Raw genomic sequence first — 16186 nt, 5'->3', positions numbered from 1 at the left:
TTGAAATCAGAATATTTTGTGCTTAGCTTTTTTCTGCTGAGTTTCAATTCTCTGATTCAGTTTTTCACGAAAATCTAAATATTTAGGATCTTTTTCATCATCAGAACGATGTTCCAAAGCTTTACAAATTTTCAAATTTTCTTTAATAAAATCTTTTGTTTCTTCAGAAAAATAAGCATTTCCAAATTTCTCAAAAATATAATTGACTGCCTGAGAATTCGGGTGAATCATATCTTCTTTATAAAAACGGTAATCGCGAAGATCATCCATCAAAATCTCATAGACAGGAAGATAATGACAGTTTTCTATCTCTGAAATGACTTCATGAATGGCTGTAATCAGTTTTGATTTGCTCAGCTGATTTTCAATCATTCCGTCTTTTGTATGACGGACGGGCGAAACAGTGAACAAAATATGAAGATCGTCTTTACAGATATCTTTCAGATTTAAAATCGTATCGTAAATAGAATCTGTAAGTTCCTGATGGCTCAGTAATCTTTTTTCAAAAAACTTCTGTGGAATTTTATGACAGTTGGCAACCAGTTTTTTCTTGGGTTCAAATTCATAAATAAATGAAGTTCCGTAAGTAATGATTACCCAATTAGAATCCTGCAGAAACTGATTCCCTTCAACAATTTTCTTGTTGATTTTTTCTAAAGTCTGATGAATAAACCTTGTATCAAAGCTTGAATGATGATCCAATGAAATAAATTCATCATTAAAAGTAATCAACTCTTCTTCGTGATAAAACTCAGAATCATGGAGTCTTTTAATAGAATTATTAATCGAAAATGGATTAAATAAAATTCCGAACGGATTGTTCACAGTTTGCAATTGTCCTTGCTGGAATAATTCAGACATTTCAGAAGCGAAACATGAACCTATTGAAAATATTTTATCTTCAATATCAATTTTCTTGTCAGATTCTGCGATATTAACTTCTGTCCTGAATTTCATTGTATAGGTATGAGGTTGCAGATAATAGGTTTTAGGTAAAGTGCTAACTAAAACCTATTATCTGCAACCTGAAAATTAACTTTCTCTTCTCAAAAGGTAATTTGCCAACTCAGCAAACGGCTTTTTCTTATCTTCTGCAATGTCTATTTTTGAAAGATAACTTTGACCGATTTCGTTATGTTTTTCGATCAGACGCAAAGCTTTTTCGTCTACTTTTGTTCTTCTGAAAATCTTTTCAACACCATATACTTTGTCGATATTATCGGTTTTTTTAGAATACCAGTAATCCAGTTCTTTTTTCTCTTCTTCGGTACCGTGTTCTTTGGCTAAAAGATAAAGAACGGTCTTTTTATTTTCGTAGATATCACCTGCGTGTTTTTTACCAAACTGCGCCTGATCTCCGAAAACGTCCAAATAATCATCCATAATCTGGAAAGCGATTCCGATATGTTTTCCAAAATTGAAGATAGCTTTTGCATCTTTAAACTGAGCTTTTGCAATCAACGCACCGATCTCAAAAGAAGAGGCACTCAACACTCCGGTTTTATAGGTAATCATCCTGATATAATCGTCAAAAGTCACGTTTTCCTGAGTTTCAAAATTGATATCGTATTGCTGTCCTTCACATAAAAGCAAACCTGTATGGGTGAAAATTCTGATACATGCTTTGAAAATTTCGGGTTCAAGATCTTCAAAAAACTTATACGCTTTCAGCATCAGTCCGTCTCCGGAAAGAATCCCAACGTTGATTCCGTGTAACGTATGAATGGTTGGCTTGTTTCTTCTTAAAGGTGCTTCATCCATAATATCATCATGAATCAGCGTAAAATTATGGAAAAACTCAATCGCCAAAGCAGGCTTTATTGCCTGTTTCATATCACCACCGAACAAATCACACGCCATCAACACCATGATCGGACGAAGGCGCTTTCCGCCATGCGAAATAATGTAATTCATCGGTTCGTACAATTCTGCAGGTTTATCTTTGAACGTGTATTTAGTAATGGCATCAGCAACAATCTGTTGGTAGGTGTCTAAGAATTCCATAAAAGATTTTAATTTGAACAAAAATACGATTTTCTGAGGGGTTGTAAAACAAAAAACTTTGCTCGCAAGAACAAATTTTACCAGTGATCATATAAGCCGTTAATATTGCTTTTGAATTATCTACTTTATTTCTCTCATTATAGGAGGCAGTTTTTAAAATAATAAAAACGGTTTATTAACAATGCCACTAAACCGTTTTTATACAGATCAGACAAATCTATTTTTTAATGATCTTAAAAGTTTTAATATTTCCATCACTTAAAGTTGCGCTTCCAAGATATACCCCTGTATTTAGCATAGATACATCAATTTTAGCATTTATTTTATCGATCGGCTGATCTCTTATTACTATTTTCCCGTTTGTATCATATACAGATACTGATTTTATTATTTTTTCGCTGGAAATATTAAGAATATCATGTACAGGATTTGGATAAATATTAAATTTAAAAGTATTGTCCTTTACATTGACTGTAGAAAGTATTGAATTGTCTAGTTTAACAATCCATCCTGCTGCAAATATTGGAGGAACAGTATTGTCAAACCCACAAATGTACTTACCATCTGGAGACACGCCCATTCCGGTGCCGAGTTTTGTGTCAAAAGTGGTTACCAGAATATTTTGAGAAATCAAAAGATCAGTAAGTAAAATGGGATTTGTACCTAAGGATGGATGATAAATAATGGTTTCTCTATCCCCTATCATTCCGCAATATCCTACAGCAACACCATTTTCTGAGACTGACACAAATACAGCATCGGTATATCCTGCAGGTGCATTAAAGGATTGGTACACATTGGTATTAATATTATAGATAAAAGCTTTACTCCCTTTATAGCCAACAACCTGCCCTGCATTATTCACATCACCTGCTTCTCCATATTCCGGAGTATTGAAATCAATATAATGTAAAACTCCAGCTGTATCAAAATATGCAGGTACTCTGAAAGTTCCGGCTCCGAAAAGATCCGTCCTGTCTACCCAGCCAGCTACGATGCCATTATCATTTACATCTGCTCCACGACCATTATTATAAAGGAGATCACCTGTAAGTTTGGTGAGTGTATTAGTTTGTGTATTATAAATATAAGGATAGCTGCTTCCTGCATTACCTGATGTCATTTGTCCAGTGACATAGATACTGTTTGCTGAAATTCCTTTTGCATCTCCGAACCAGCTGTTTCCGGGCACATCTCCAGGGAAATAACCAATAGCTGTCCAAACTCCATTTTTACGGTAAGCAGCCTGGCTTAGATTAGAACCATCTGTCGCTGTAAAAGGCATGCTTCCTGCTATATTTTCTGCGTTATTCAGTCGGTTTGTAGCATCAGCAACTGGTTCTATCGCTGTACTTGTATTTGTATTGTAGCTATAATAACCTCCGGAATGCACAGCATTTCCATTATTATTGATGTCATAAAGACGTGTTCCCCAACCTGTGAGAAGCCTTAGATTGGTCTGAGCATTCAGGCAGCTTAAAAACAAGAAGGCTGAAAGTAAGTAAACTTTTTTCATAGTGATCGGATTTTATTCACTCAAAATTGCATAATTTATGTCATTTATAGAATTTATATATGTGAGAAATTAAGAAATTCTTTTTTCAAAATTGAGTAAATTTATAAATGTTTCCTTTGTTTCGAGTGATAATTCTCCTGTTGGATATATTAGTAATTTAACTGTAATAATAATACTGATGCAGATTTATTTAAAAGTTTAATTTATAATCAAGAATAAATGACTCATATAGCAATGCAAAATAAGCTGATTGAAAAAAATTTCTAAAAAACTAATTAGATAAGTAACTCTGTATATAAACTTTTTGACCGCAATGTATTAGTCTGTCTCGCTAAAGCAAGTTATATAATCATAAGAAAAAGCTAAAACTAACTAATAAAACAAAGTTTATCAGTTCGCAGGAATTTAAATTAAACATTTCAAAACTTTGCCGAGATTCCTGCGGAATGACAAAGAGGGTAGAAAAATTGAAGAAAATTATTAAGGAATTAATAACAAGCTATTACTCAATCCCGGTAAAACAAAAAACCGCAAATATAAATCTGCGGTTAAATTTGTATAATTGATTTCAATCTTTTGAAATAATTCTGATCTGTATTTTAAGTCAAAAACGTCACGGCAAGATAAGTCAACGCTGCAACAATAGCCGAAATAGGAATCGTTAAAACCCAAGCCCAAAGTAAGCTTACCGTAATTCCCCAACGTACTGCAGAAACTCTTTTAGTCAATCCAACTCCGATAATTGAACCGGTAATTGTATGTGTAGTAGAAACCGGAATACCAAAGTGATCGGTAATGAAAAGTGTGATTGCACCTGCAGTTTCAGCACTTACCCCTTCCAACGGAGTTACTTTTGTAATTTTTGTTCCCATTGTTTTGATGATCTTCCAACCTCCACTCATGGTTCCCAAAGCGATTGCGATGAAAGAAACTAATGGGACCCACATATAATGTTCTGCAAAATAATTAAAACGTTCAGCAGTTTCAATATTTAGGTAAACAGGGTCCTGAAGCATATTTACATGATAATAGATCAATGCAGCTCCAATGATTCCCATTACTTTTTGCGCGTCATTCAAGCCGTGTCCAAGACTAAATAATGCTGAAGATACCAACTGTAATCTTTTGAAAGATTTATCGGCCTTATGCGGATTTGATTTTTTATAAAGGTGAACGATGATTAAAGTAATGATAATCGAAATCACCATCCCGATAATCGGAGCAAGGAAAATAAATAAGAAAATAGGAATTACTTTGCTGAACTTCACAACATCCTGACTTGCTACTTTAGAAAAAGTCTGTTTTAAAGTTTCAAACATCCCTAAATCCGGGGTTGTAGCTACAACCTCATGATAATCCATTAAGAAAGCGTGCATTAAAGCTGCTCCTAAGAAACCACCAATCAGCGTGTGAGATGATGATGAAGGAATTCCGAACCACCATGTCAAAAGGTTCCATGCAATGGCAGCAATCAGCCCTGAGAAAATAACTTCAAGCGTAATAAAATTTTCGTTGACGGTTTTAGCAATCGTGTTACCGATTTTAAACTCACCAATGATGTACGCTGCGATAAAGAAGGCGGCAAAATTCCAGAGTGCTGCCCAAAGTACAGCCTGAAACGGCGTTAAAACTTTTGTAGAAACAATCGTCGCTATAGAATTGGCAGCATCATGAAAACCATTAATATAATCGAAGATTAAAGCTAAAGCAATAATAACCGTAAGTAAAATAGGAAACTCCATTTTTTGTTATGTATTGTTTTAAGCGTATTTGATCATAATGTTCTCAATCGTGTTGGCAACATCTTCTGCTTTGTCGGTTACGATCTCTAGATAGTTAAGAACTGATGATATTTTGATGATATTGATGGCATCATTGGTTTCGAAAAGCTCTACCATAGAGTTTGAAAGAAGATCATCAGCAATATTCTCAATAGAATTTACTTTGATACAAGCTTCTTTTACCTGCTCCATGTTTTTAAAGCCTTTAAGGTTTTTCATTGCATTCTGAATCTCAAGACAAGCCTTGTGAATCAGCAATGAAAAATCTGCATAAGCCTTCATCATCGGAGATTTGTATAGGAAAATATATTTTGTAGAAGCGTAGATATAATCTGCAATATCATCTAAACCTGTTGCCAGTGTGTGAATATCTTCACGGTCGAACGGTGTGATGAAGTTTTTCCCCAGTTCAATAAAGATCTCATGAGTAAGCTCGTCATTTTTGTGCTCATAGTCGCTCATCAGTTTCAACATTCCGTCATCGTTCAGATCAAAATCTTTTACTCCGTGGTTGAAATCGTTTGACATTGCAACTAAATTCTCTGTTACTTTTTCGAAAAGCACAAAGAAAATTTTATCTTTTGGCTGAAATGCGTGGAAAATATTACCAATTGCCATTTGTAAATTGTATTTAATTTATTCGTGTGCAAATTTCCTAAAAAAGCACCTTAACAAAAAGCATCCAGCATTAATTTTTGTTAATATTGAATTAATATTTGTTCATGCCAAAAACGAACGATAATCAGTATTATATATTTAATTAACATTCAACAACTTAGCCTAAAAAAGCACAACTTTCATTCTACTTATTACTTCCTGCTAATCATAAATCTTAATTCCAATCACCAAAAAAACAAAGCTTTTAAAGCTATGATTAAATGATATTTCAAACAAAAAAAGCCGACAAAACTGCCGGCTCAAATTATATTTGTAAGTCTAAGATTAGTTCGCTTCTTCAGCTCTCATATCTTTTCCTTTAAATTTCATAGATTGAATATTTCCTAAAAGCTCGTTGCCATAAGATTTTTCAACTTCAAAGAATGAGAATTTCTCAAGAATTTCAATGTTTCCGATCTCTGCTCTTTTGCTTCCTTTGCTTGAAGTAGCTTTATTGATGATCTCCAGTACATCTAGTTTTTTCAACTGATCTTTTTTACCAAGATTGAAGAAAAATCTGGTCATATTCTCATCTCTCTGTCTTGGCTTACCACCACGATCTCCTCTTCTTTCTCCTCTGTCGCTACGATCTCCTCTGTCACGATCTCTTCCTCTGTCGCGGTCTCTTCCTCCTCTGCTGTCTCTGTCTCTTCCACCTCTATCATCATCTCTGTTGTTGAACTTCTGATCCATAAGATCTTGTTTGTCTTTGTAGTACAAAGCAAGGTCTTTTAGCTGGAACTGTAGCAACTGTACAACCAATTCTTCTTTCGTGAAATTACTCAGGTCCGGAACAAGACTTTGATCAAAATCAAAGATATTCTCGTGTTCAGTCATTAATTTTTCAAAAACGCCGGTTACCTGAGCCGATATCACTTCGTCTCCTGTAGGAATTTTCTTTTCTACAATATCAATTTTTGTAGTCGATTTTATCTGCTTCAGCTTTCTGCTTTCTTCAGGCTTGATCAAAGACATAGAGATCCCGTCTTTTCCTGCTCTACCTGTTCTTCCGCTTCTGTGAACGAAAACTTCAGGATCATCAGGTAAAGAAAAATGGACAACGTGTGTCAGTGAATCCACATCTAAACCTCTCGCAGCCACATCAGTAGCAACTAGAATATCAATATTTTTTAATCTGAATTTCTTCATTACCGTATCTCTCTGCGCCTGAGAAAGATCACCATGAAGAGCATCTGCTGCATAACCGTTTTGCATTAAAAAGTCTGCAACCTCCTGAGTCTCCATTCTTGTTCTGCAGAAAATAATAGAATACTGATTCGGGTTTGCATCAATTAATCTTTTCAGAGCTTCTTTTTTATAACGGTACCCAACAACATAGTATTCATGCTTGATGTTCTTCTTAACTTCGTTAATAGAACCTACAGAAATACGGTGAGGTTTTGTAAGGTAACTTTTAGAAATTCTTTCAACCTCTTTACTCATCGTTGCCGAGAACAAGAAAGTTTGTTTTGTTTCAGGAGTTTCACTCAAAATTGTTTCCAATTCATCTTTGAAACCCATAGATAGCATCTCATCTGCTTCATCCAAAACCAACCAGTGGATTTCAGAGAAGTCAAGAGCTTTTCTGTTGATCAAGTCGATCACCCTTCCCGGAGTTCCCACAATAATTTGTGGTTTATCTCTCAAAGAACGCATTTGATCCGTAATACTGCTTCCACCATAAACTGCTGTAGTTTTGATGTTTTTCATGTACTTCGAATAGTTGTTAATGTCTTTTGAAATCTGTAGACATAGTTCTCGTGTCGGGCAAAGCACCAAAAATTGGATTTTGCGACTCGTATCGTCAATCATGTCCAAAATCGGAAGCGAAAACGCTGCTGTTTTGCCTGTCCCTGTCTGCGCAAGTGCGATTAGATCGCGAATATCTGATTGAATAAAAGGGATAGTCTGTTTTTGGATTTCTGTCGGGCTTTCGTAACCCAGTTCGCCAATGGCCTTAAGGATATCAGGACTTAAATTGGTCTCCGTAAATAAATTCATTAATTAATATAAAATTTTTGCAAAGATACAACTAATTATTGGATAATGCTTTATCTAATATTAACGAATCTATAAATTTATTTTGGAAAACTCTAACTTTTTTTAAATTTATTCAAAAAAAGGACAAAAAAATTATTTTAAATTTAAAAAATTCTCAAACTTCTTCCAAACTATCAATTTATTTGAATTCTCTGTTCATATTTATGAATTACTAAATACATCTTTCATCCACAGTCTGATTTCTTTTATTTAATTTTGAGTAAAAATAAACAAAATGGCTGTCACACTTTCAAAAAATATATTCGACTACCTTAAAAAGCTGAATGAAAATAATAACCGAGAATGGTTTAACGATCATAAAAACCTTTTCACGGAAGCGCAAAGTGAGTTTGAAAATTTCGTAGAAGAACTTATCATTCGTGTTGGGAAATCTGATGAAAAGATCGCAAAGCTGAATGCTAAAAAATCTCTCCTCCGAATTTACAGAGACATCCGTTTTTCTAAAGATAAAACTCCGTACAAAACCTATTTCGGAGCATCATTGGGAATGGGAAAAAGCAATGAAAAATCCGGTCATTATCTTCACATTGAGCCTGGAAAATCTTTCATCGCAAGCGGAATTTATTTGCCTGAAGCTCCTGTTTTAAAAGAAATCAGGAAAGAAATATCGGTTTTCAAAGACGACTTTTTAAAAGCAATAGATCATAAAGATTTCAAAAAATATTATGGAGAACTAGATCGTGAACATGAATTAAAAAAAATTCCGCAAGGTTTTGAAAAAGAAGATCCGATGGCAGAATATCTGAAACTCAAAAGTTTTATCGGAGTACATCATCTGACCAACAAAGATGTGATGGATAAAAATGCAGCAGAAAATCTTACTGCTATTATGAATTCTGCAAAACCGCTGAATGATTTTTTAAATGCACCTTTTTCAAATACTTCCGAGTAATTCACTCCGACAAATATCATAATTCATTAATAAACAATACTTTACAATTAAATTAAATTAACATCATTTTAACATTTTTCATTACCTTTGTCGGTCGTCATAAAAAAGAAAGCAATGTCTTTATACCAGCAACTCGCAGAAAACCTACAATATATCAGTCCGGGTTTTTATAAACAGAGATATTTTAAAAGTTTAAAGAATCTCAGTAAAGAAAATTTTTCTAAGCGTAATGTAGAGCCTGAATTGGTTTGGATTAAAGAATATTTACAAAATGATGCCGTAATTTTTGACATCGGTGCCAATGTCGGAACTTTTCTCTATCAGTTTGAAAACAAGCTGAATCATCAAAACATTTATGCGTTTGAGCCCAATAAAAAACTCAACATCAGACTGAAAAGGCTTTTTCCGTCAATGAATATTTCATCTATTGCACTTTCCGACGAAAATACAATTGCACAATTTAAAGTTCCCATCATCAAAGGAAAAATAGTTGCTTCTAGAGGAACACTCAATACTTCGTACAAAGAAAAAGACGAAGAAAATTCTTACACCGAAACTGTAGAAGTGGTAAAACTGGATGACTGGACGCAATCTCAAAACATCCGGACAATCGATTTCATCAAAATAGATGTTGAAGGAAATGAAATGAAAACTCTTTTTGGCGGAAAAAACACCATACAAAAATTTAAGCCGACTTTGATGGTTGAAATGGAACAAAGACACCACGAACAGCCGATCTGGAACGAAATTTCAGAAGTGGAAAGCTGGGGTTTTGAAGCCAAATACCTGAACAGAAACAATTTTGAGCTCGAAAAACTGACCGAAGAAATTCTTATCAAAAATACAGCAGACGAAAAAAATAAAACAGACTACATCAACAATATTATCTTCATCCCAAAAAACCTTTAAAATCTTATGAGTGTAGTTGCAAGACAAGGTTTTAAATATTCTGTTATTGGATATCTCGGTTTTTTAATCGGAACTGTATCGGCAATTTTCATTTTTCCGAATGATTTTGAATTTTACGGAAAACTGAGATACATTTTACCCACTGCAGAAATGCTGGTTCCTTTTGTCGTTCTCGGAATTTCTTATTCTAACGTGAAGTTTTTTCACAAAGTAGAAAAAGACGGCAAAAAACAAAATATGCTTTCTCTTTCTCTTGTAGCGATTTTGGTGAATTTCTGCATCTTTTCGATTGTATTTTTCATCATTCCATACATTTATCCCAATTTTAAAAATACAGAAGCCTGGAAAATCAAAGAAGTTATTCTTCCAATGATTTTACTGCTCTCATTTTGTGCAATTTTCAATAAATACACATCTAACTACAAACGAATCGTTGTCTCAAATATTTTTGATAATTTATTTCCAAAAATTGCCAATCTCGGTGCGTTTTGTCTGGTTTTTTACTTTGCATTATCCCAACAGATTGCCTATGCATTCTTCTTCGGAATGTTTGCTTTAATGCTTACAGGATACATTTATTACACCAACCGATTAGAGAAAATCAATTTTGATTTCAGTACAGATTATTTTAAAAAAGATCAATTCTGGAAAGAGTTTTCCAGTTATAGTTTTTTTGGTTTCTTAGGAACTTTCGGGAATTATCTGGCCATTAACAGCTTCATGATCGGTGAATTTTTAGGAATGGAAGAAAACGGAATTTACTCGGTTTTATATGCGTTAATTTCTTTAATATCAATACCGCAACTTGGTTTGTTTAATATTTCTGCGCCGATCATCAGCAAAAATCTGGCAGACGGTGATATGGAAGAGCTCGACAGATTTCACAAAAAAACATCGCTGTCCCTATATTTTCTGGGAGCAGTTTTATTCTCTTGTATTATGGTCGGATTTCCTTTCCTGACACATTTTATGCCTAAAAACGGTCTTCAGCTTCAGGAATACACTCCGGTCATCTGGATTTGGGGTTCTGCCGTTCTGATTGATCTTGCAACAGGCTTTAATGGCAATATTATTTCGCTTTCAAAGTATTACCGTTTCAATATTTTGGTCATGCTTTTACTGGCAGGATTAACGATCAGTCTAAACCTATATTTTATCAATCATACCGAACTCAAATTGATGGGAATCGCTTTGTCTACAGCAATTTCCCTAACAACTTACAATGTCATTAAAATCATTTTTAATTACGTGATGTTTAAAGTTTCTCCTTTGAGTATTGAGATGATCTTTGTTTCGATTATCTGTACTTTGGCGATTACGGTTGCGATTGTTTTACCAAATTTCGACAATCAATTCATCAACTTGGTGTACAAACCTGCTGTCGTTCTGATCTTAATTTTTATTGGAAATCATTTCACAAAGATTTTCCCGGTAGAGCAATACCTGAATATGAAATTCATTAAAAGTGTTTTGAAATTTAAATAGAAATCAATCGATCCAGAAGCAACTCTGCATCTTTCTGAATTTTCTCTCTGCTGAAATCTTTTTGAAAATCGTACTGAAAATTTTTCAGTTTTAAAAATTGTGCAATCACATTTTCTTCTTCAGGAATGATAAAATCAAGCTCTGAAGAATAATTACCAGGGAAAACAGCAGGTTTGCCGTATTTGATTGCATCGCCCAAATTACCCGTCATTTTAGTTTTTCCGTAGATTTCTTTTTGGCTGAAAAATTCGGCTTTATCCTGAATCGGACACCACAAAACATTGGCTTTCTGCATCCACTCATCGAAAATATCGGAAGAAACTCTTTCTGAAAAATAAATAATTTTAATATTTCCGGAAAGAGTTTCCCTTAGACTTTCAACATTCTTTAATTCCTCCCCTTTAGCCTTTCCTAAAAAAACAAAGGTAAAATCTTCTTCAGTCTTTAAATTTTGAATGATTGTAAAAACTTTCTGATAATCTCTTCTCTTCTGAGAAACACCTCCCGGAATAACTATTATCAAATCTTTATTACTTATTTGCTCAAAAGATTTAGTATAAAAAAGCGGCAAAAAAAGATATTTTTCAGACGATAATTCTTTATCAAGAACCAAAAGATTTTTGGCTTTTCCGTATGTTTTTTTGGTATAAAACAATCCTTCTTTCCACCACAGTTTCAATCTGAAAATAAGATCATTTTTAAAAATATTTTTAATTAAATCTGATTTTGAAATTTGAGAAAAATTCAGATTATGAACAATCACCGAAGTATTGAATCTTTGACTGATCGTAAAAAAAGTATTGAAATAACGATGGACGGTTCCAATAATCACCAAATCATAATTCTTGGCAGACAACTGATCCAAAATCATTGAAGAATCTGATACATGACTAAATTGAGAATCTTCCCTGATCTGATTTTTAATCTTTTCTGAAAAATAATAATCCACAGAAAACTCTTTGGAATCATGCATTAAATCTATGAAATCCTGAGCAATTTCTGCGTGGGTATCGATTTCGATATAGGCTATTTTTTTCATTAAGTTTACATACTTTGTCAAATAATTTAATAATCATCCTTGTCATTCCGGAGGAATCTAAACAACTGAGGTTCAAATTTATATTTAAAAATTCATTAATTTAAAATTCATATTTTCTTGAGAACTTTTAATATACAAATTATGTTTAGATTCCTCCGGAATGACAAACCTTATCTCTTTTGAATATTAAAATAACAAAACATTAGATTTTCAGCCATTTATTTTTCAAAGCTTTCCAACGTTGATTGTTGATTATTTTTTGTTCCGTTTTGGAAATTTTCAACTCTAATTTTTTTGAACGACAGCTTTCGTACGATTTTATAATACTGAAAAAGAAAGAAACTGATTTGATTTTCATTGCTTCTTTTGCGGCTGCAACATAAGTGAGAAACCTATTTAATCCCAAAAAATAAAAATATCTGCCGTAATAATCTGCCGGTTTTATGGTATAATCAGCACCTTTTACTTTGATTAATTTCACATGCAGTTCAGATAAAACAATCTCGTCCCAACCCAAATTTTTAAGTAAAACAGAATCGATATTATCCCATCCTAAAGTTTCCCTCAAACCTCCAATCGCTTCAAAACATTCTCTTCTGTAGGCTTTCATAGGACCACGAACATGATGTTTATTAGAATTACCTTCATAAACCCAATCTCCGTTTTTTTCAACATACAATAAACCTCCAACTAATCCATATTTTGGGTTTTCTGTAAAAGCTTTATCGATTTCGGATAGATAATTTTCGTTTAAAATAATATCAGCATCAAATTTACAGATGACATCAAAATCATTTATATTCTGAGTTTTTAATCCATTTTTAAAAGCACTGACAACTTTAGAACCCGGTTGATGAGCAGACTTTTCGAGATCAGTTGTTTGAAAACGTGAATCTGTAACCGTATATTTTCTGATGACTTCAGATGTTTGATCTGTAGAACCGTCGTTCACGATTACTACTTTAAAATCTTTAAAACTCTGCTGCTGTAAAGAATCTAAGGTAAATGGAAGATTATTTTCTTCGTTATGTGCGGGAATGATGATTAAAAATTTCACAGATATTTTTTGGTTGTTGACTTCGATGTTTTGACAATAAAAATTTATAAATTATTTATAGTGAGGCTTTAACATATTTCTCGGATCAAGAATTTCGTCTAATCTTTCCTGTGAAAGCAGATTTTTTTCAAGAACCAAATTGTAAACACTTTTTCCTGTTTCTAAAGCTTCTTTTGCAATCTGAGTCGACTGTTTGTATCCGATATAAGGGTTCAAAGCGGTCACAATTCCGATGCTGTGTTTGACCATATTGAGACATACTTCTTTGTTGGCAGTAATTCCTACGACGCATTTTGTACGAAGCGTGTCGAGTGCGTTGCAAAGAAAATGAATGTTTTCCATGATCGCATGAGAAAGAACAGGTTCCATTACATTCAACTGTAATTGTCCGGCTTCTGCGGCAAAAGTTACAGTTAAGTCATTCCCAATTACTTTAAAACAAACCTGATTGACAACTTCCGGAATAACAGGATTTACTTTTCCGGGCATGATAGACGAACCAGGCTGCATCGGAGGTAAATTGATTTCAGACAACCCCGCTCTCGGTCCGGAAGATAATAATCTCAAATCGTTACAGATTTTTGACAATTTTAAAGCAAGACGTTTCATTGCTGATGAATAAATCACATAAGAACCGGTATCCGGAGTTGCTTCAACCAAATCAGGAGCCGAAACGACAGGATAACCCGTGATTTCGGCTAGATTTTTAGCACAAAGCGTTGCATAACCAATCGGAGCGTTAATTCCCGTTCCGATTGCCGTTGCTCCCATATTGACTTCAACAAACAGATTGGCGTTGTTATTTAATTTAGAAATATCTTCTTCCAAAGTTGCTGCAAAAGCTTCAAACTCCTGTCCCATTGTCATCGGAACGGCATCCTGAAGCTGAGTTCGTCCCATTTTGATCACATCCTGAAACTCTTGTCCTTTTGCACGGAAAGCTTCAACAATTTTCTTCAGCTTTTCAACCAAAGTTTCATTCATCTGCAACAATCCCATTTTGATTGCTGTAGGATAAGCATCGTTGGTGGATTGAGAAAGGTTAACATGATCGTTGGGTGAACAAAATTCGTATTCACCTTTATTTTTTCCTAATTTTTCTAAAACCCGATTGGCAATTACTTCATTGGCATTCATATTAATAGAAGTTCCTGCTCCACCCTGAATCATGTCAACAGGAAATTCGCTATGAAATAACCCTCCGATCAATTCATCGCAGGTTTCAGCAATTTTGAAATATAAATCCTGATCAAGTAAACCTAACTCGTAATTGGTTTTTGCAGCCGCTTTTTTGACGAAAGCCAGACCTTTTATAAATTCGGAATAAGATGAAAGAAGCTGACCTGAAATTTTGAAATTATCAATAGCTCTCTGCGTCTGAACTCCGTAATAGGCATTTAAAGGGACATTAAGTACGCCTAATAAATCGCTTTCCTGTCTGAAATTTTCCATTAAAATATTTTTTAACAGTTTAATTTATTTAAATGATAAAAAACGCACCGTTAAAAGATGCGTTTAAAATTTTATTTTGTTGGATATTTTTGATTTAAAGCCTGCAAAATCGCCCAGGTTTCAGCATCTAAAACTCCGCTGTAATTCTGAGGTCTGAAGTGATATTGTAATGCCTCAATTGTTTTTTTCGTTACATCATCCCATTGTCCGTTAGGAAGAATATCATAGCCAAATTTCTGTAAAGCTGTCTGAACTACGAAAATAAAAGATGGCTCATTGTATTTTGTCTCAATATCGGTTTGCGCCAGAGTCAGAAAATTTTGTTTTGCCATTTCGTCATACCACATTCCGATCTGATATTCGTCGTATAATTTTTTCCATGGGAAAAGCGGTCCCGGATCCTGTTTCCTTGTCGGAGCAATATCCGAATGCGCCAAAACATTGGTTGCAGGAATATTGTATCTCGTCACGATATCTTTTGCCAATGCAGCTACCTTTTTGATCTGCTGATCACTGAATGGTTCAAAAGTTTTTATTCCTGCAGCATCAGCTTTATATCCCAAATTGACGATTTCGATTCCGATCGAAGTGTCATTGAGGTTTTTATCGGTGCGCCATGCACTTACACCGGCGTGATATGAACGCTTGTTCTCATCAACCAACTGATAAATTTCGTTATCACCTAAATTGTTCACCAAATAATGTGCACTTACAGATTGCTGCGTAAGAACTTCGACAGATTTGTCATCCGGTAAAACCGTGTAATGCAAAATCAGATATTTCTGTCTGAAATTTTGTGCAATTGCAGGAAAATGAGTTTTCACCACTTTATAACCTGCCGGCTTTGCTGAAACGATAGATCCGTAGCTTACTGTATTGTCGTTCTTGGCAATATCTGCAATATTTGTTCTGAAAAATTCTACTCCATGTTCGGTTGTAATTTCCGGTTTATTTTTTTCGGCAGTGGTAGTCTTTACTGCGGTTTTTGCCTGTGTTGTGGCTGTTCTTGGCTTATAAGAACTTTTCTTTACATTTTTTTGCGAAGTACACGAAAAAATAAGAGTGCTTAAGCCGATGATATATAATGTTTTACGCATTAGTTTAGATTTTTAACCGATTATTCCCTCAAAAATACACAATTTTTTTGTGAAATTTATTTGGTAAATAAGGAAATGTATTCTATATTTGCACTCGCAATAACGGAATAGCGATCATTCAAAAAACGTTATAAAAGGAGAGTTGCCTGAGAGGCCGAAAGGACATGTTTGCTAAACATGCGTACTGGAAACGGTACCAAGGGTTCGAATCCCTTACTCTCCGCAGCAAAGACTAA

The 16186-nt window shown here is 34.2% G+C and carries 13 protein-coding genes and 1 tRNA gene; 4 read left to right on the top strand and 10 right to left on the bottom strand.

Annotated features, from left to right (window positions below; genetic code table 11):
• Positions 1–6: 6 nt before the first annotated feature.
• From AC4FQ5_RS09250 to AC4FQ5_RS09225, 6 genes are all read right to left on the bottom strand, one after another.
• Positions 7–957 carry a GSCFA domain-containing protein gene (locus AC4FQ5_RS09250; protein WP_491142679.1) on the bottom strand — a complete coding sequence of 317 codons (951 nt, stop codon included), beginning with the start codon at positions 955–957 and terminating at the stop codon, positions 7–9.
• 75 nt (positions 958–1032) lie between these two features.
• Positions 1033–2004 carry a polyprenyl synthetase family protein gene (locus AC4FQ5_RS09245; protein WP_267597533.1) on the bottom strand — a complete coding sequence of 324 codons (972 nt, stop codon included), beginning with the start codon at positions 2002–2004 and terminating at the stop codon, positions 1033–1035.
• A gap of 217 nt (positions 2005–2221) precedes the next feature.
• The gene (locus tag AC4FQ5_RS09240) at positions 2222–3520 is read right to left on the bottom strand and encodes a T9SS type A sorting domain-containing protein (RefSeq protein ID WP_491142678.1); all 1299 of its coding nucleotides are present in this window, start codon (positions 3518–3520) and stop codon (positions 2222–2224) included.
• 599 nt (positions 3521–4119) lie between these two features.
• Positions 4120–5262 (bottom strand): inorganic phosphate transporter, encoded by a 1143-nt coding sequence (locus AC4FQ5_RS09235; RefSeq protein ID WP_491142676.1) that lies wholly within the window; start codon positions 5260–5262, stop codon positions 4120–4122.
• Between the two features lie 18 nt (positions 5263–5280).
• On the bottom strand, positions 5281–5919 hold the full coding sequence (locus AC4FQ5_RS09230; protein WP_047442483.1) for a DUF47 domain-containing protein: 639 nt from the start codon (positions 5917–5919) through the stop codon (positions 5281–5283).
• A 324-nt stretch (positions 5920–6243) separates the two neighbouring features.
• Positions 6244–7959, bottom strand: a complete 1716-nt coding sequence (locus AC4FQ5_RS09225) for a DEAD/DEAH box helicase (RefSeq protein ID WP_491142674.1) — start codon at positions 7957–7959, stop codon at positions 6244–6246.
• A gap of 274 nt (positions 7960–8233) precedes the next feature.
• Here AC4FQ5_RS09225 and AC4FQ5_RS09220 point away from each other — a divergent pair, with 274 nt between their 5' ends.
• The 3 genes from AC4FQ5_RS09220 (at position 8234) to AC4FQ5_RS09210 (ending at position 11305) form a co-directional block, all read left to right on the top strand.
• Positions 8234–8911 carry a DUF2461 domain-containing protein gene (locus AC4FQ5_RS09220; RefSeq protein ID WP_491142672.1) on the top strand — a complete coding sequence of 226 codons (678 nt, stop codon included), beginning with the start codon at positions 8234–8236 and terminating at the stop codon, positions 8909–8911.
• A 114-nt stretch (positions 8912–9025) separates the two neighbouring features.
• Entirely contained in the window at positions 9026–9820 is a 795-nt protein-coding gene (locus AC4FQ5_RS09215; RefSeq protein ID WP_491142671.1) for an FkbM family methyltransferase, read from the top strand.
• Positions 9821–9826: 6 nt separating this feature from the next.
• Positions 9827–11305 carry a lipopolysaccharide biosynthesis protein gene (locus AC4FQ5_RS09210; protein WP_491142670.1) on the top strand — a complete coding sequence of 493 codons (1479 nt, stop codon included), beginning with the start codon at positions 9827–9829 and terminating at the stop codon, positions 11303–11305.
• Here the strand turns inward: AC4FQ5_RS09210 and AC4FQ5_RS09205 are convergent.
• The 4 genes from AC4FQ5_RS09205 to AC4FQ5_RS09190 all read right to left on the bottom strand — a co-directional run bounded on the left by AC4FQ5_RS09205 (position 11298) and on the right by AC4FQ5_RS09190 (position 15950).
• A complete protein-coding gene (locus AC4FQ5_RS09205; protein WP_491142668.1) occupies positions 11298–12344 on the bottom strand; it encodes a hypothetical protein in 1047 nt (348 codons plus the stop codon). The genes AC4FQ5_RS09210 and AC4FQ5_RS09205 overlap by 8 nt on opposite strands.
• A gap of 202 nt (positions 12345–12546) precedes the next feature.
• On the bottom strand, positions 12547–13401 hold the full coding sequence (locus tag AC4FQ5_RS09200; RefSeq protein WP_491142666.1) for a glycosyltransferase family 2 protein: 855 nt from the start codon (positions 13399–13401) through the stop codon (positions 12547–12549).
• A 51-nt stretch (positions 13402–13452) separates the two neighbouring features.
• Entirely contained in the window at positions 13453–14853 is a 1401-nt protein-coding gene (aspA, locus tag AC4FQ5_RS09195; RefSeq protein ID WP_491142664.1) for an aspartate ammonia-lyase, read from the bottom strand.
• A gap of 71 nt (positions 14854–14924) precedes the next feature.
• On the bottom strand, positions 14925–15950 hold the full coding sequence (locus AC4FQ5_RS09190; RefSeq protein WP_491142662.1) for an N-acetylmuramoyl-L-alanine amidase: 1026 nt from the start codon (positions 15948–15950) through the stop codon (positions 14925–14927).
• A gap of 136 nt (positions 15951–16086) precedes the next feature.
• On the opposite strand from AC4FQ5_RS09190, the gene AC4FQ5_RS09185 reads away from it, so the two are divergent.
• Positions 16087–16173, top strand: a tRNA-Ser gene (locus AC4FQ5_RS09185).
• The last annotated feature ends 13 nt before the right edge of the window (positions 16174–16186 follow it).

It is taken from the genome of Chryseobacterium sp. DT-167, assembly GCF_058310155.1.
This window is presented reverse-complemented; position numbering and strand designations above follow the sequence as displayed.